This window comes from Desulfoconvexum algidum (assembly GCF_055382125.1).
The window spans coordinates 2,587,500-2,603,753 of record NZ_AP042394.1 but is presented as its reverse complement, the minus strand read 5'-3'; the positions used below and the strand labels follow the sequence as shown (position 1 = coordinate 2,603,753).

Annotated in this window: 21 protein-coding genes and 1 pseudogene; 8 read left to right on the top strand and 14 right to left on the bottom strand. The window is 38.6% G+C overall.

All coding sequences use genetic code 11. From position 1 onward, the window contains the following. Nucleotides 1-40: 40 nt before the first annotated feature. Nucleotides 41-667, bottom strand: coding sequence for a cyclodeaminase/cyclohydrolase family protein (locus ACZ45G_RS11995; RefSeq protein WP_464178378.1), 627 nt, complete (start codon nt 665-667; stop codon nt 41-43). Nucleotides 668-687: 20 nt separating this feature from the next. Further along, on the bottom strand, nt 688-825 hold the full coding sequence (locus tag ACZ45G_RS11990) for a hypothetical protein (protein WP_464178376.1): 138 nt from the start codon (nt 823-825) through the stop codon (nt 688-690). Between the two features lie 101 nt (nt 826-926). Here ACZ45G_RS11990 and ACZ45G_RS11985 point away from each other — a divergent pair, with 101 nt between their 5' ends. The 7 genes from ACZ45G_RS11985 to ACZ45G_RS11955 all read left to right on the top strand — a co-directional run bounded on the left by ACZ45G_RS11985 (nt 927) and on the right by ACZ45G_RS11955 (nt 5,449). Continuing rightward, entirely contained in the window at nt 927-1,730 is an 804-nt protein-coding gene (locus tag ACZ45G_RS11985) for a DUF3786 domain-containing protein (RefSeq protein WP_464178374.1), read from the top strand. Nucleotides 1,731-2,081: 351 nt separating this feature from the next. Next, nucleotides 2,082-2,540, top strand: a complete 459-nt coding sequence (locus tag ACZ45G_RS11980; protein ID WP_464178371.1) for a hypothetical protein — start codon at nt 2,082-2,084, stop codon at nt 2,538-2,540. Nucleotides 2,541-2,566: 26 nt separating this feature from the next. Beyond that, nucleotides 2,567-3,631 (top strand): DUF6765 family protein, encoded by a 1,065-nt coding sequence (locus ACZ45G_RS11975; protein ID WP_464178369.1) that lies wholly within the window; start codon nt 2,567-2,569, stop codon nt 3,629-3,631. Nucleotides 3,632-3,717: 86 nt separating this feature from the next. Next, entirely contained in the window at nt 3,718-4,515 is a 798-nt protein-coding gene (locus ACZ45G_RS11970; RefSeq protein WP_464178367.1) for a peptidoglycan-binding domain-containing protein, read from the top strand. Nucleotides 4,516-4,653: 138 nt separating this feature from the next. Next, nucleotides 4,654-4,857 (top strand): SEC-C metal-binding domain-containing protein, encoded by a 204-nt coding sequence (locus ACZ45G_RS11965; protein WP_464178365.1) that lies wholly within the window; start codon nt 4,654-4,656, stop codon nt 4,855-4,857. Between the two features lie 102 nt (nt 4,858-4,959). After that, a complete protein-coding gene (locus ACZ45G_RS11960) occupies nt 4,960-5,292 on the top strand; it encodes an HU family DNA-binding protein (protein WP_464178363.1) in 333 nt (110 codons plus the stop codon). Beyond that, nucleotides 5,222-5,449 (top strand): DUF3820 family protein, encoded by a 228-nt coding sequence (locus tag ACZ45G_RS11955; RefSeq protein ID WP_464178361.1) that lies wholly within the window; start codon nt 5,222-5,224, stop codon nt 5,447-5,449. The genes ACZ45G_RS11960 and ACZ45G_RS11955 overlap by 71 nt, the downstream gene beginning before the upstream one ends. 154 nt (nt 5,450-5,603) lie before the next feature. Here ACZ45G_RS11955 and ACZ45G_RS11950 read toward each other — a convergent pair whose 3' ends face one another. From ACZ45G_RS11950 to ACZ45G_RS11920, 7 genes are all read right to left on the bottom strand, one after another. Then, nucleotides 5,604-5,900, bottom strand: coding sequence for an addiction module antidote protein (locus ACZ45G_RS11950; RefSeq protein WP_464178359.1), 297 nt, complete (start codon nt 5,898-5,900; stop codon nt 5,604-5,606). Then, nucleotides 5,900-6,010: a hypothetical protein gene (locus ACZ45G_RS11945; RefSeq protein WP_464178357.1), complete on the bottom strand. Its 111-nt coding sequence runs from the start codon at nt 6,008-6,010 to the stop codon at nt 5,900-5,902. The genes ACZ45G_RS11950 and ACZ45G_RS11945 overlap by 1 nt, the downstream gene beginning before the upstream one ends. Before the next feature lie 38 nt (nt 6,011-6,048). Next, nucleotides 6,049-6,234 carry a type II toxin-antitoxin system RelE/ParE family toxin gene (locus tag ACZ45G_RS11940; protein WP_464178355.1) on the bottom strand — a complete coding sequence of 62 codons (186 nt, stop codon included), beginning with the start codon at nt 6,232-6,234 and terminating at the stop codon, nt 6,049-6,051. Nucleotides 6,235-6,999: 765 nt separating this feature from the next. Continuing rightward, on the bottom strand, nt 7,000-7,272 hold the full coding sequence (locus ACZ45G_RS11935) for a hypothetical protein (RefSeq protein WP_464178353.1): 273 nt from the start codon (nt 7,270-7,272) through the stop codon (nt 7,000-7,002). 442 nt (nt 7,273-7,714) lie between these two features. After that, nucleotides 7,715-8,197 carry a PEP-CTERM sorting domain-containing protein gene (locus tag ACZ45G_RS11930; protein ID WP_464178351.1) on the bottom strand — a complete coding sequence of 161 codons (483 nt, stop codon included), beginning with the start codon at nt 8,195-8,197 and terminating at the stop codon, nt 7,715-7,717. An 833-nt stretch (nt 8,198-9,030) separates the two neighbouring features. Next, nucleotides 9,031-9,210, bottom strand: a complete 180-nt coding sequence (locus ACZ45G_RS11925; protein WP_464178349.1) for a hypothetical protein — start codon at nt 9,208-9,210, stop codon at nt 9,031-9,033. Between the two features lie 49 nt (nt 9,211-9,259). After that, nucleotides 9,260-9,502, bottom strand: coding sequence for a KH domain-containing protein (locus ACZ45G_RS11920; protein ID WP_464178346.1), 243 nt, complete (start codon nt 9,500-9,502; stop codon nt 9,260-9,262). Between the two features lie 572 nt (nt 9,503-10,074). On the opposite strand from ACZ45G_RS11920, the gene ACZ45G_RS11915 reads away from it, so the two are divergent. Then, nucleotides 10,075-10,944, top strand: a complete 870-nt coding sequence (locus ACZ45G_RS11915) for a DUF72 domain-containing protein (protein ID WP_464178343.1) — start codon at nt 10,075-10,077, stop codon at nt 10,942-10,944. Between the two features lie 551 nt (nt 10,945-11,495). On the opposite strand, the gene ACZ45G_RS11910 is transcribed toward ACZ45G_RS11915, so the two are convergent. The 5 genes and pseudogenes from ACZ45G_RS11910 to ACZ45G_RS11890 form a co-directional block, all read right to left on the bottom strand. After that, a complete protein-coding gene (locus ACZ45G_RS11910; RefSeq protein WP_464178341.1) occupies nt 11,496-12,800 on the bottom strand; it encodes an adenylate/guanylate cyclase domain-containing protein in 1,305 nt (434 codons plus the stop codon). 249 nt (nt 12,801-13,049) lie between these two features. Beyond that, the gene (locus tag ACZ45G_RS11905; protein WP_464178339.1) at nt 13,050-13,214 is read right to left on the bottom strand and encodes a hypothetical protein; all 165 of its coding nucleotides are present in this window, start codon (nt 13,212-13,214) and stop codon (nt 13,050-13,052) included. A 167-nt stretch (nt 13,215-13,381) separates the two neighbouring features. Beyond that, complete coding sequence (istB, locus tag ACZ45G_RS11900; RefSeq protein ID WP_464172781.1) at nt 13,382-14,107, bottom strand: IS21-like element helper ATPase IstB; 726 nt, start codon at nt 14,105-14,107, stop codon at nt 13,382-13,384. Beyond that, nucleotides 14,104-14,697: pseudogene (locus ACZ45G_RS11895) on the bottom strand (Mu transposase domain-containing protein); the annotation flags it as partial. The pseudogene ACZ45G_RS11895 and the gene istB, both read right to left, overlap by 4 nt. 42 nt (nt 14,698-14,739) lie before the next feature. Continuing rightward, complete coding sequence (locus tag ACZ45G_RS11890; protein WP_464179935.1) at nt 14,740-16,056, bottom strand: ISKra4 family transposase; 1,317 nt, start codon at nt 16,054-16,056, stop codon at nt 14,740-14,742. Between the last annotated feature and the right edge of the window lie 198 nt (nt 16,057-16,254).

Sequence of the window (16,254 nt, the reverse complement as noted above, 5' to 3'; positions counted from 1 at the left end):
ATAAGGTTTTTGACGGGGTTGTGCACCTTACAATAAACGATTAACCAATGAGTTTATTTATCTCTTGTAAAACCTGGCCTTGAACATTTTTTGCACTCTTGAGAAACGCCAATGCCTTTGTCTTTTTCTCCTCTGAAAATTGCAGATCCTTGATGGAAGGAAGATTTATCTTCACATTCATTACCGCCCCTTGCACGCCTGCATAGGCCATTTGTGCGGCAACGCCCAGATCAGAGGCGGCATTTTGATTTGCCTTACCTGCAATGGACAGGGCCAGTTCCAGAACACCAAGACAGAGCTCAGCAACCCTGAGGGGCGTCAAAATTGCATTCTGAAATGCCGCTTGTATGGCATCTGAACGTAAACTCTTTTCCGCTTGTGTTTCTTTGGGCATTTTGAATGCCGCCATGACCCGGTTAAACGCCTGGGTATCCTTGTCCACCAGAAGGGTCAGTTCGGCCCGGATTTTTTCTGAAGCTACCAGGGTTTGCTCGATCAAATCCTCGACATCCTCATATCCTTTTTTGCCAATGGTAAGCCGTGCCACCATGGAGACAAGGCCGGCACCCATTGCGCCGGAAAGGGCTGCAACACTGCCGCCGCCGGGCGCCGGAGAATCAGAGGCCAGCTCTTCTATAAAATCATCTACCTGCATTTTTATCAGCATATATTTTTACTCCTTTTTCACTAAAGGTCGGGGACAATTTCCCGGGCCACTTGACAGGACCAGATGGTGGAAAACCCACCGCTGTGTTCTCTTACTATTTTGGCAATGCTTTTGGCAATGGAAAGATCCTGGGTCCCAAGGACAAGGTTCACTGCCACAAGGTAAATACTTTAGAAATGTGCCTGTTGTAATGGTGCTTGAAAATTGTTACTGAACCTTAGGTGATTCAATCTGAAATAAAAAAAAGGAATAGTCTTGAATGTCACATATAAATAACCCCATGGAAATATTTAAGTTATTAAACGGTTCTAATTGTAAAAAATGTAATGAAAAAACCTGTCTGGCATTTGCAGTGGCCGTGTTTAAGGGAAGAAAACAGATACATGCGTGTCCTTATTTGGAAAAAGAAGTGATTGACCAATATGGGGGGACAATTGACAAACCCAATACCATTGATGAATATAAAGCAGAAGCAATTGAGGAACTAAAACAAAAAATCTCCTTAATTAATCTTTCCGAAGCAGCGAAACGGCTGGGAGCCCGATTTTCCGATAATAAACTGGCCATAAAGATTTTTGGTAAAAATTTCAGTGTTGATACCAAGGGCAACCTATCATCTGAAGTTCATATCAATGCATATATGGTCGTGCCGGCATTAACCTATATCTTGAATGGTTCGGGTAAATCTCCCCAGGGAGATTGGATCACATTTCGGGAGTTAACTGGCGGGCCTTCCCGATATGCTCACTTTCAACAACGGTGTGAAAAACCGCTAAAACGGATTGCCGATACCTACACCGATTTGTTTAAAGATATGCTGGAAATTTTCGATGGAAAGCAAATTGTCAGTAATATTGATTCAGATATTTCGATTATTTTGTATCCCTTGCCTCTTTTTCCCATAATGGTTTGCTACTGGAAACCAGAAGAGGGTCTCGAATCTAGCCTTCACATCTATTTTGATTCTACATCCGATGATAATCTTGACATTGAATCCATCTATACGCTTAATGAAGGGGTTGCTTTGATGTTTGAGAAGCTCTCCTTGCGGCATGGTGCTTAAATTCCCTTTGGCTTAAATATGCAGCTTGAACTTTTAAAAAAATCAAGCTGCATATTTTGGGTGACTCGATTATTCTCGGTTACCTAAATAAAAAAAATATGCATTTTCTTGCAAAAATCAGGGTTTCCCTGATTGACACTAAATTTTATATTCTGATATCCTGTAGTGGATAATTGCTATGTTGTGACAAGCCTCAAAAATCTCTAATTCTGATTCTCTATCAATTTTGTATAGTGGATAACTTTTGTATATTGGATAACTGGAAACACCTTCCCTGACAAATTGCTTAAAGCCTTAAGCGTTTTAGTGCTGTTTTCCAAAAATCCATATCACCAAAATAGGAGAGATATAATGACTTTTAAATCTACCCGCGAAATACTTAAATCCATCAAAGGACGGACCAAAGAAGATCTTTGGGAAAGAATTACGGATATCCCCGAGTTCGATCCCAAAAAACACTCAGATGGTTGCAGTGGAGGAATGTCCGTTTTCTATGCCAATTTTCGGAAAAAATATCCCAAACTTCGCCTCAAAGATGAGTTGCCTTGGAGAAAGTGCTGTGAAATCCATGACCGTGCCTATTATTACGGCGGTACCCGTGATGAAAAAAAAGCTGCTGACCATGCCTTGAAACAATGCGTGGCCCAAACACTCGACCAAGACATCACAGGGCTCTTGCTTGGATCAGCGATGGAAATCGCTGTAACGATTGGTGGATTACCCTATTTTAATACGTCCTATCGCTGGGGATACGGTGAAGACTTTCGAAACACAGAAGCTCTTCCAGCCCAAGCCAATGATGAAGGATAATACAAAATAAAAAAAAGGAGCAAATTATGCAAATCGATTTTCATCATGCAGTTACTTATGTGGTTGCAAGGTTGTCAGGGTTTAAACAAGAAAAAGCTGAAATAATCGCCCATGCTGCTCAATATGTTGATGATGCAACTTCGAGTGGTACGGTTCATTTTTCCAATAATGCCATGTATAATAGGATCTCTTCTGCCCACGCCATGACAGATCCCAATAATTTTAAAAAATCAATAAAAAATCACATGGTTTGGTTACCTTTTCATTTTTTACCAGGCAATAACGACCTTGAGGCTGGAGAGAACCCCAATGGAGGATTTATTAATAAAATAGTTTGCAGTAAAAATAGCCCTATTGCAAAAGAGATGGTTCGCCAGGCAATCATTGAGAATGATAAACCATATGGCCTCCATCGTTTGGGTATCACCATGCATGTATACGCTGACACTTGGGCTCACCAGAAATTTGCAGGCGTTTTGCATGACATCAACGAAGTTGAAGATGCTGTAGAAGTCAGTGACACAGGTGTTTTTAAGAGTGGTTTAGGTTTATGGTGGCGGGATTTTTTGGATGATACCATCCCTCCCCTTGGCCATGGCCGCGCAAATGTATTCCCTGATATGCCATTTTTAACCTGGAAATATAAAAATATTGCGGGCAAAACCATAACCCGCATGAATACAGATGACTTTTGCGAGGCTGCAGATCATATGTGTATGGCGATGAAGCGTTATCGTCTGGGGAACCCTGACGACACAGATGTTACTGGGATTAAAAAATCGGATATGAAAAAAATCAGACTTCTCTTTGAGGGAATTAAAGAAAAAGATGGGGGAAAACGTCATGAAGAATGGCTTAATAAAATCAAAAAAGGCCATTTTAGTTTTGGCGCAGAAACAATTTCCTATTCTGGGAAAGGCAGTAATTCTTGGAAAAAAGAAGCAATAGGCACCAATTTTGATGAATCGGTTTGCAAATACTCAGAATCATTTCTGACCAGTAACTGGAAATTATTTCATGATGCGGCCCAAGCGCATCATTTCCATGTGCTCCATGGCCTGTTGCCCAAATATGGCATTTGTGCGGCCTAGAAAAAAATTCCCGGTTCTGCGCTTATGCAAATACCCAAAAAAGTTCATTGAGACCATTATAAAATTTTGTTCAAAAGGAGGGATTTATGGCGACTCTCGCCCCAAGCTCAGAAATTAAGTACAAGTGGCTTCAAAAAGAAATTATTCTCCCCAGAGTAATCTCCAGAGGAAGCAAGCACAAGATCGTTAAGCCTATTCAAGAGTGGCTTTGTTACCATGGATTTAAAACTGGAGTTGACCAGGACTTTGGTCCCGCGACTCAAAAACTGGTAAAAAAATTCCAGGAGGCCATCCAATTGCCTGTTACAGGTAATGTTGATGAAGCTACATTTCAAGCTTTGATAACACCTCTATTAGAAGTTCTCACACCTATTGATGGTGAATTTCAATCATTTGGTGAGGCAGTAGAGGCCTATGCAATGAAACATTTGGATTTGCACCCTGTTGAAATAGGTGGCCAGAATATGGGGCCATGGGTAAGACTTTACATGCAGGGCTATGAAGGGAAAGATTTTCCATGGTGTGCTGGCTTTGTCAGTTTTATGATGAGACAGGTGGCCGATTTCACTGATTTTGCCAAACCCCTGAAAGGTTCTTGGTCCTGTGATAGTCTTGCAGCCCAAGGAAGAGAAGCCGGTATCTTTGTCAGTGGACAGGATATTCTAAATGAAAAAATTTCAAGAAATGATCTTGATCCCGTGAGTATTTTTCTTTGTCGCCGAAGCTCAACGGACTGGACCCATACAGGTTTTGCCATAAATTTTGATCAGGAAGTATTTGATACAATAGAAGGGAATACCAATGATGAGGGACATAGAGAAGGATATGAAGCCTGCCAAAGGGTGCGTGCCTATAAAAAGAAAGATTTTTTAAAACTCGTATAACTTAAACACAAAAAAATCTGGGTGAAAATCCCTAAAAACAATTTTGTAATTTGATCATTAATTCTTTACAAAATCAATGCCCCGCATATAATATAACATATTAAACTTTTGCAAAAATAAAAAACAGGAGCATCTTCTATGGGTTGGTTCAGTCAGCTTTTTAATAATAATGGACAAGTACCCCCTGCAATATTACCGGGAAAGAATGATCCCTGCTGGTGTGGTAGCGGATCAAAATACAAAAAATGTCATCTTTCAAAGGACAAGCTTTACTTCAAGGAACATCCTATCCTTAAAAAAAAGGTGACTGCTAAGAAAACATGTGGTCCGGTTTTCGGTTGAGGGAAATAATGAAAAAACCCTGTGCGGGTTTAAAACTATCATAACAATAGTCGCAAAATAGAAGCATGGCACCCAAATTGGCACTGACCAAACAAACAACCATTGAAAAAATTTCAGAAGAATTTGAGCAGTCACCCCAGAAGCAAAAACACAATAGAACAGCTTCTTGAAATCGTTAAAACCACTTTGGCATCTGGAGAAGATGTCATGATTTCAGGATTTAGAAAATTCCAGGTCAATGAAAAGGCACCACGGAAGGGAAGGAATCCAGCCACTAGGGGTGAGATGATGTTGGACGGGAGGAGAACTGTTACTTTCAAATGTGCTGGGGTGTTGCGGGATCGGATTAATGAGGAAGAATACAATGCCCAAACTAATTCAACCAGACAAAGAAGCATTCATTTCCCTGGCAACCACAAAAATGCCCTTCGGTAAATATAAGGGTTTGCGTTTGGTTGATCTTCCAGAACGCTATTTGGTTTGGTTTTCACAAAAAGGATTCCCAGAAGGAAAACTTGGAGAAATGCTTCAGGCTGTTTATGAAATAAAGCTCAATGGTCTTGAGTATCTTTTTAGGAAATATCGATACTGAGCATGGGTATTCATTATCAATAGTCACATCACATATTAATAACCCCAGGAAATTTTTAAGTTGTTGAATGGTTCCAACTATAAATTTACTTTGCAAACCATTCCCAGACAAGCTTTCCAAAACAATTTTTCAATGGCTTACAAATTTTCCTGTCTTAAGCGACACTTTCTTTCATTTCAATAGTCAAAGTAAGTCCAAGGGTATTTAATAATTTATTCAAACTTGAAAGGTTGGGGTTCCCTTTTTCTGAAAGCATCCGATACATGGTTTCCCTGTTAAGATTCGTTTCTTTAGCGATATGAGAGATCCCTTTTGCCTTTGCCACATCCCTCAGCGCTAACATGAATATTTCCTGGGAACCTTCTTTTAGTGCTTCATTTAAATACTCGGTGGCGTATCCGGGTTCCTGTAATCGTTTTAACAGACCGTCTTGATAATTTGCAATCCCCATTATTTTTCTCCTATAAATTCTTGCCAAAAAATATGTGCTTTTTTGATATCCTTTTTTTGGCTATTCTTATCACCAGCGCAAAGCAAGAGAACAATTTCGTTTCCTTCCAAACCATAATATATCCGGTATCCAGAGCCAAATTTAAGCCTCAGCTCATATAGACGCCCTTCCCTACGCTTTTAGCATCGCCAAAGTTACCAAGCCTTATTCTGCCAATCCTTACATCGATTTTTACTTGGGCTCGAACATCTTTTAAAGAATCAAACCATTCTCTAAAAGGGTTATTGCCTTCTTCTGTGACGTATTCTTGTATGATCCTCTCAGTAGTTTCCATTTGCTATCAACGTAGCTTTTAAGCTACTAAATGTCAAGATTAAAATAGTTCTATCAGGCCTGTGAAGTTATCTCGGGTGGCAATGGAAGCACTAAAATTACAGAAGAAACATACCTTTGGTAAATCCGAGTTTGTCTTCTTGAATAAGTTTGGTCGAAATATACAATCACATCCCAGCCCCAGATGATGGCAAAGGACTTGAAAAAGCATTTGCAGATACAATTGCGGTGGATAATTTAATACCGGAGGCCACAGAATAGTGCTGTGTAATGGATTCTTGGAATTTGAGCCCAAAAAACACAAAAGACCCTTGTCAACATTGGGTCTTAATGTTTTTTCAACAAGTTTTAAACAATTTGGGATTCTACCAGTATTCTACCAGAGCAGTCAGTGTTCTTTTTATAAGTTACTTATTTTATTGATAAAAATTGGTGGAGGCGGCGTCCACAGACTTAAGAGAAATTAGTACATAGAAACAGTGACTTAAAAAAAGCATTTGATAAAGGTACCAACACAAGTACCAACTAATATTTTTACTTAAAATTACAATTCCCCTTCCCTATTTAATCATCCACATCCCCAATAAAAAATACCAACCAAAGATACAATCGGCCCATTTTGCCCCTGAGATTGCACAAAACTATTTTTACAAGGTGGATATGTCGGCAATGGATCTACATTGAACAAAACACAGCCAGTTCCCAGTTAAAAATCAGGATCACCTTCAACCCATCCCCAGAAAAACCGAATCCCCAAAACACTTCTTCAATTTATACCGATTGCCCCAGCATCAAAGGCATCCAAGGCCCCATTGCAGCCGTTTGTGTGATTCCCAGGACAAACCTTCATGCCAGACCCCCATGGAAGGATAAGACCCCAATTCCCCATCATGCCGAATGATTCCAAGCCCTCTGCCATCTGGACCTGGCCACAAACAAGCTCAATGTGTTTTTGTCCCAGATTCAAACACAAAATGTTCATGTCTTCATCTTCCGGCACATCTCCGGTATCAATGTTGCCGATGCTTTTGTGTGACATAGCCAACACTTTGGCCCTTACGGACCTCAATTTATGGTAAATGAATTTTACAGGGGGATGGGTTGCCCTGGTTTGGATCGCTTTTGCCCAGGGGGATACTTAACTTTTAAGGTTTTTTAATGGGGCATGGTGGCAGGAACCGGCCGCAGAGGTACCTTTTTCCGCGTAAACACCTAAACCCCTACCTTATTTGCTCCTGACATCGCACAGTTCTATTTTATCAAGGGTATTGCCCACGACTATTCAAGCAGGGGAGCAGATAAAGGACTGCAGGTATGATGTATATATATTATTTTGTTGAATATGGAAACATGGCCGAGGATGCAACCCTTGGTTCATATAGTGGAATTGAAACTCAGAAAATAATGGGGAGATATAACAGAAAAAGGCAGAGCCCTTTCTGACCCTGCCTTTCTCAAAGATGTACTATTTTGTGAATCGACTATTTCTTTCTTCTGGCTGCTCCTGCGAGACCTAAAAGGCCAATGCCGAAGAGCATCATTGTTGCAGGTTCTGGAACAGGGTTAACATCCAAAGTTATTCCACCGCTATTATCAAGATAATATGAATCCCTTATAGAAAAGCTTACGTTTCCAGCTGATGCCAGGGTAAAAGAGCTACCTAAAGCATTATCGAAAGCCAAAGTGGCTGTATCCCATAGGCCATTTGATACTGTGAAAGAAAACTCATCAGAGCTTATACTATAACTATTAAGCCATAGATGTTGATCGTTCCAAGCACTCCAAGAAGTATAATCAGCAGCAATTGGGGTAACATTATAAGTACCCGCCTCAAAAGCAAATACAACCGGATTATCTGTTGTATTGGTAAAAGAGTCAATATTTATCGTTAAAGCGTTTCCAACTCCTACAGTTCCAATTAAGATCAATCCTGCTGTCAAAACCAATAAAAACTTTTTTCTCATAAAACTTTCCTTTTTTATTACCGATATAAAACCGATTTATCTCCCGATGAGACCCTCTGGTTTTATTGGGTAACACTAATAATTAACGGAAATGGTCATGCGATATCCGTACCTATTCAGAATATTCATCAGCAGAAAAAACTTAAGTCTTTGGAATCAAGATAGATTTAATTAAATAAAAAATAGGAATAATTTTTCATAATAAGTCCAGAAATGAATATAGGAAAAAAATGTAATATAATATGTAAAAAATGTAACTTTTTTGAGTCAATACTTCCCCAATTTTATTTGTGGAGGTTGTCATAATCGGTTTTTGACAGTAAACAGCAACAAAGGAATTCAATTATATTTGGCCAAATTCAATCAATCGTGCCAATATTCCATTCAATTTTATTGGAGATATCGTGGAATTTTGATCAGAGCAGGGTTGGTGTTTTCTCAGAATCAAGAAATTATATATTATGAGAATTTTTTAAAATGAGCGAAGCTAAAAAAACAACAAGTCTACTTCGTGGAATTTTGTTTGGTTGGTGGGCGAGGGCCACAAGGATCACAAACAATTCTTACAGTGCTTCCATCCCTTGGGACGGGTTCTCCGTACCTCCGATAATATTCATCTAAAACCTGATGTATTTGTTTTTGCTCCATTGTAAAATAATTCATAACTTCGAACGTAATGTTTCTAATCGAGTCTTTATAGGTGTTTTTGATGGTTGGATCTTTCACAGCTTAATCCTTTCATTCTATGAAGAATTACATAAATTTCACAAAAAATAAAATAGATATAGAAAAGAGTGATTAAAGCTGTATGGGGATATTGCTTTTGCTATATCTTATGATATGTTATTACGTGCCTTTTGAATCATTTTTTCTGCTTCAAATTTTTCTGTTTCTGGCATTGATCGTAAAGCTGCCTTCATTTCTCCTTGAGCCTTTTTATTTTTATCACAATAGTAATTTTTAGAAAACTTATCATGATTTACTTTGTTGAATTTTTCTATAAACTCTTCCAAACTTTCCTCTCCTAATTATATGGTTCGGGCCCCCGCTCTTTTTTATTCACTATAAAACTATGGGCTCAACTATTTCCAGGATGGCCCTTTTTTTTTCTTTTGCAGATGCACATGATAAAATAGTTCGCATGGCCTGGGCAGTCCTGCCTTTTTTACCAATGACTTTTCCAATATCTTCTTTTGCGACCCTTAATTCCAGCACAAGGGTCTGCTGAGTCGTGATTTCCTCAACAACAACCTGATCTGGATTATCAACCAGAGCTTTAGCAATATACTGAATCAACTCTTTCATAACCTGTTCTCCTTTTTATCTGTACGATGGCAGAAGAAAATACAATATGGAAAATAATTAAAATTCAAAAATTCAATATTCCAAAACATAATTGGAGATCTCGTTGATGCTACTGAGCATAACACTCTTTGGATAAATACTACAACACTATTTATACTACCGTATTTACCCTGTTTATGCCTGATTCAGATTATTCAAATGCTTTGGTCGTGGTAAATTCTATGGCGCTTAAACACGATATTTTGGCCGTTAATCAGCATGTTCATAGCCGCCGGATCTGACTGGATCAAGCTGTGAAAATGGCAAGCACCGGTAGGAAAAGTTCAAGGCTGTGCCCAGGTGCTTTCGCCCCGAGAACCAACTATCCAAGCATTGGTCCAGCAGCATCATCCTGTGTCAGGTTAAAATGTCTTTATAAAACATTTATCATCGTTGCATTGACCATGTTCCTTGTGGCATATATCTTTAGACAGCTTGAATGGACTTTCTGAAATGATATCTACGACCTATGGCAAAAACAAACTCAGGGGAAAAAATAAAGGTCTTTTTACTGGGAGAGAAAAAGAGCGGCCATGAAAAATCTACCGGACAACATAAAGATCGGCACCTGTAGCTGGAAATATGATTCATGGAAAGGTCTTGTCTATTCTGATCATGTTGGCAATGATTACCTCAGAGAATACGCACAGCATTACAAACTCGTTGAAGTAGATCAATGGTTCTGGTCGTTGTTTGGGGATAAAGTTGTCATGCCAAAGCCTGATGTCATTGCTGAGTATGTTGCATCGGTACCCAAAGATTTCCGGTTCAGTATCAAAGTTCCAAATGCAATCACGTTGACCCATTATTATAGCAAGAGATTATTGGAATCTAATCCCCATTTCCTGTCAAATGAGTTGATGGAAGATTTTCTTCACCTGTTGTCGCCAATGTCCAAGCAAATCAACTCACTCATCTTTCAATTTGAGTACCTCAATAAGCAAAAAATGCCAAACCAGATGGTCTTTCAAGAGCAGCTTCAGGAGTTCTGTCAGAAATTACCTCCAAAATTTCACTACTGCATTGAAATCAGAAACCAAAACTATCTGAACAATCGGTACTTTGAGTTCCTTGAGGCCACAAAACTTTCTCATGTCTTCCTACAGGGGTATTGGATGCCTTCAATTTTTCAAGTCTATGGGCATTTCAAAAAATACATTAAGAATCATACTGTGATCAGATTACATGGGCCTGATAGAAAGGGCATTGAGCAGCAGACCCAAAACAAATGGAATGCCATAGTTGATCCGAAAAACGGTGAACTTCATAATCTAAGAAACATGGTCAACGACCTGCTTGCAAGGGAAGTAAAGGTAACGCTGAGTATTAACAACCATTACGAAGGGTCTGCACCGATGACGATTGACCGGTTTTTAAAATTGTTTCTGGGTAATGTATTTTAAAATAGGACATAAGAAAAGTTGACAAAGAAATAAAATTTTGTCGCATTAACTGCTAAATCCGTGTCTGTCTCTCTATCTTCATTAATACTGGAAAAGTGCTTGTTAATGTAGGGCGATCAATACTATTCCCTTTATCTTCTATGATATTACCACTATTCCCGAGAACTGAATCTTTGCAAACAAGTCCTGTGCTGACGAGTTCAATGTTATATTTTTTTTTGATTAATCCTGTTAGATCTACTTCATTGAAACTGTATTGGGTGCTGTGTTGAATGAATACTGGTATAGGACTGATTGGATAAACACTATTATATTCTATTATACTACTGAATTCATTCTATTTTAGGCCGATTCACACTTTTGAAATAGCTTTCGTGTCATCAAATCCCATGGCTCTTAAATGCAAGATTTAGCCTCTTAAATGGCATGCTTTATATGGCGCTCATACGCATGGAATTAAATCTATGAAAGCCTTTAAGTTCTGGTTGGGAAGGGTTAGGTGCGGCTGTGTGTTTTTATATTGGTACTATTCTTTGGGAGGGTTACAACCTTTAATTCGCTTGAGCTGGATCAACTTCATATACCTTTAGGGGGCGGTGATATCCTTTTATTTCAATTTGGCCCTGCGCAGTACATGGAATATCTTCCTTTACTAATGCCCATGTTGAATGGCTAATCAGAATAAGTCCTGGGTTACAAGCACTCTCAAGTCGAGCAGCAATATTCACTTGCATTCCCATGGCTGTATACTCTTTTCTTTCAGAAGATCCATATCCACCTACAGTAGCCATCCCAGTGTTAATACCGCACCTGATTTGCAACTCCTCTTCAATTCCAGCATCAAACCATTTTTTGCTTAATTCTTTCATTTTTGATTGCATATCAATTGCCATTTTTAAACATCTGATAGCGTGGTCCTTGTCATTTGTTTCGCTTGGAGCCCCAAAAAACACATACAACCCATCACCGATTACCTGGGCGAGAGTGCCTTGATATTTATTAATAATTTTATTCATTTCTGTAAGATATTCATTCAACAAAGTTGCCATATCCTCTGGCTCTAAAGCATCTGTTATCATAGTAAAATCTTTTATATCGGAAAAAAATAAGGTCAATTTTTTTCTATTATGTTCCCAAATTGAATCTATCTGTCCATCTAATATTGTTTCTGTTAATTGAGGTGGAACATATATTGAGAGAAGGCTGTAGGCTTTTTGGACCTTAATTTTTTCGTTTTGCATTAACTTTTCGGCTTTTACAACAAAAACTCCAAATGTCAATGCAAGTAAACTGATCCCTGAACTAAACATTATTAGATTAGAGCCCTGAATAAAAGTCATGACTTCGATAGATTGGACATAAACTGGCACAGCTGAATGCAAATAGACCCAGCCTAAAAACAATGATGAGATAGATATTACAGTCCCTGATAATTTGATGAAGATATCGAGGAAATTTCTGTTCAAGGGGTTAAGGAACAAACCTAATAGAACCACAAAAATATAATAACTATATCCAGAATCCCAGCCCACATAATAACTTGCGAAAATTGCATGGGTAACAATTTCAGCCATAGCTAAAGACAAAAATGTATAAAAAAAACCACTTCGCAATAGAAAAATACCAATGAGAAAAATTAACATACTAATTATGTTAAAGTATACCATTTCATGCACATTGATGAAGTAAAAGATTACGAGAAAAATGGCATGGATCCAAAAACTCAATAATGATCCGTAACGCCAAGCAAGACTCACCTTCGCATAGCCATCAGGATTTTCTTTAAAAGCAAAATGAATTTTTTCAGGGCGTTTATTGAAGAGATCCTGAAGTTTGAGAAGAATCTTTGTTTTCATTATCACTCCCCTTTGAATGGTTACCACCAATATGATAGATATTAGCTCATCATATGGCCATATGGACAACAATGAATTATAAATTTTCTTTTGTTTGTCATTAAAACAGAATCGATACAATACTGCTCAACACCTATCAGAAAAATATGTGAGTAGCAAAAATAATTTAAAAAAAATGTGATCCAAAAAAAACCAACCGTCACAGCAACACACATACCGACGAACATCATTTTTAATTATCGCTGGCCATCAACTCGCTATTTTCAACTTTGGGCTAAAATTCATCTCTTCTTCATAAACCTGGACCATAATTTCCTTTAGCAGGCCCGCATGTTGTTCTTCCACAATGGCGCTATCATGTATGCATAAGCCCACAATTCCTTGTTCATGGAGTTTCATCAAAATAGATTCCATGATCCTGCTTGTGATCAGGAATTTGTTTTTGCCCCAAAACCAGGATTCTAAAATGCCCCACACCTGAGTTAGGACGTACCTATCCATTTTGATACTAAAAAAAACGATCAAGAGGTCTTATATGCCGGTTAAAAAATTACCAGTTTTTCAGTTTTTATTTTTTTCGATTAATTCCTCTTTCTATAGCTTGGGCCCTCCAATACAAGGATATCAGAGTTGTACACAAGACGGTCGGCAATCGCTGTGGCAACAGTAGTGCTGTCAAAAATGTTTCCCCATTGAGCAAATGGTAAGTTGGTTGTAATCATAGTAGATTTTTTCTCATGCCTTGCACTGATTACCTGGAAAATCAGATTTGATCCCTGTTGGCCAAGCGGAAGGTACCCAATTTCATCTACGACTAAAGTATCCGGTGATTGATAATATTTAAGTTTTTTGAGCAGATTATGATCCGCTTCCGCTGCTATCAAATGATTGATCATATCCATGGCAGTAGTGAAAAGCGTTTTTATTCCAGCCTGGGTCGCAGCAAAGGCGATACATTTAGCCAAATAACTTTTTCCTGTGCCAGGATTGCCAATCATGATGATATCTTTTTTCTTCTCAATAAACTCAAGATCCATAAGGTTTAAGATTATACTTTTTTGAGCCTGTCGGGACTTGTGATAATTAAAATCAAATTGATCAATGGTGACCTTTGTATCAAGCCCGGACTGCTTGAACCTTAATACCATCCTGGCTTTATCTCGTTCTTCTATTTCAATGTCGATTAACCGTTCAATGGCTTGAAGGGGAGACAGGTTTTTATGGTTCGCCTGTTCAATGATGCTTTCTATGTTTTTGGCACAATTTCTCAGCCTTAATGTTTTGAACTTTTCTATAATGGTATTCATGTCTTTTTCCTTTTTTTGAGTACCAGAGCATCATATTCTGCAAGGTTTGGGGAGCAAAGTCTTATCTCGTTGAGAGTATCACTTTTCAGTTTCACAGGTGGATGACAGGTTTTGGGTGTCATCTCCTGGTAAAGAATATTCTGGATATAACCCGCACCATATAATTTTAGATCCAATGCTTTGTTCAGGGCGATAATTATTGAACTGTCTCCATATTTGTCTTTCAGGGTCATTATCTGGATGATGTCCTTTTTTAATGGAGACCTTGTTTTTTCAAGTTCATTCAAATAATCCAGCGCCGTTTGACCCAAAGACAAAAAGGCAAGAACGTTTTTGTCAGCAAGCCTTCTTTTTCTAAGCTTATGAAGTTGTGATTTATGGGATTCGAGTTCGATCCTTTGTTTTTTTTCCCAGGACCGAGCATGGACGGCAATACATCGGGTTTTGTAATACATCCATACTTTTTCCTGATTTGCTTTCAAAACAACAGTTTTACCAATCGTCCAAACCGGAACACTATACGTATTGGAGTCAAATCTCACGGAAAAATCTTTATGGACATATAAGGAGTGTATTTCCCTGTAATCCGGGGCAGGATACGGAAACTTTTTAAGGGGAGCATTACCTGTTTCTCACGAATTGTCTACAATGAGACGAAGTTTAGGTAGTTGTTTATGAATGCGACCCTGTTCAATCTGTCTTGTTCTGTTTTCCATAATTCGATCGAAGGTTTTATTGTATTTTGCACATCGTAGCTTCAAAATATTATTTGCATTTGTTGGATACCACCAAGCACCTGAACGTTTGAGGCGGACATTGGAGATAAACTTATTTGAACTTTCTATACCACCACTGCCAATGTGGTAACCTCCACGCTTCAATGAGCCATAATTGATCATCTCTATACGCTCGGTGAGGTATCGAACGGTTTTTTTAATTTGATCTTTGGCTGCATCTGATTTTGGTTTCATTCGTTTGATTCCGGAAATAATTCGATCTGCCTTGTTCAGGAAAAGACGAGTAAGCGTGGCCTCTACCCACTCCCGTGCTTTCTGGTTGCTTTTGCCGTATTGAGCATTGGCCAAGTCATTTAAGTATTCGCTGCAATGATAATAATCCAATACTTTTTTAGCATCAGGATAAATTTCCTTTGCTCGATTCCAAATCCAAGGTGCACCGTCTCCAATAAAACATATGCGGACTTTGTCTTCAGGAATCAACCCGGCCTGCTTGATTTCTAAAAGATCGTTCGCAAGTTCTTTATCACTTTTAATTTGATGCCAACTGATTAAATGGACCATATCTTTATTATCAAGCAGATATATGCGAAAACCTTTAACTTCTTTCCATTCGCCCTTACCTCTTTTTCCCTTTCTTGGACTTGGTTCACGACGGGTTGGTGCATGGGCACCGTCTATACCGATCATTAAAACAGGACGACGAAATCTACCTTCTGAAAGTACGTCAATTTTATGCTGAATCTCGACTTTATCAGGGCAAATATCCAGCAAATGTATATCATCGGCAATTTCATTGACAACATCGTGGGCATGGTGGTTACTCACTTTAATACCCGCACATCGTTCAAGGGCTTCAACGGATGTTTCATAAGGCATTTCGGCTGCTAACCACGCCTCTAATTCTTGGATATCTGACTGTATTTTCCTATTAGAAAGCCCCAATACATTATCCAAGGGATAAAATCCAAAGCCGCAGGGCTTACAGTAAAAATAAGGCCGATATAAAGTCACCGGTCCAACAAGCGTATCAATGTCACGTTTGACTTTTTCGGACTTAGCTTTAGTTTGCTGATGGCACTTCGGACATTGACAATATTGTTGCTCAAGCAGATGTCCATATTTTTTCTCGATGATTGCTAAAGCCGCTTGCCCCATTATTTCTGAACGGTTTGTAAAAAGGCTTTTCGATATATCTGTTATGGATTCCATTGAGTCATCCTTTTCGATCTGATCCAAACGATTACTGACGAATGATAAAAAGTTTAATTTCCAGCTTTCTGAATCTATAGGTGTGGCTTGAATTTCTGCTAACATGGGATTTCCTCCCTTTAAAAAATCAAGGTCTATTACCCATGGTACAATATTACAGATCGCAGTTGTTGTCTAATCGATCTACTCTTCGTGAAG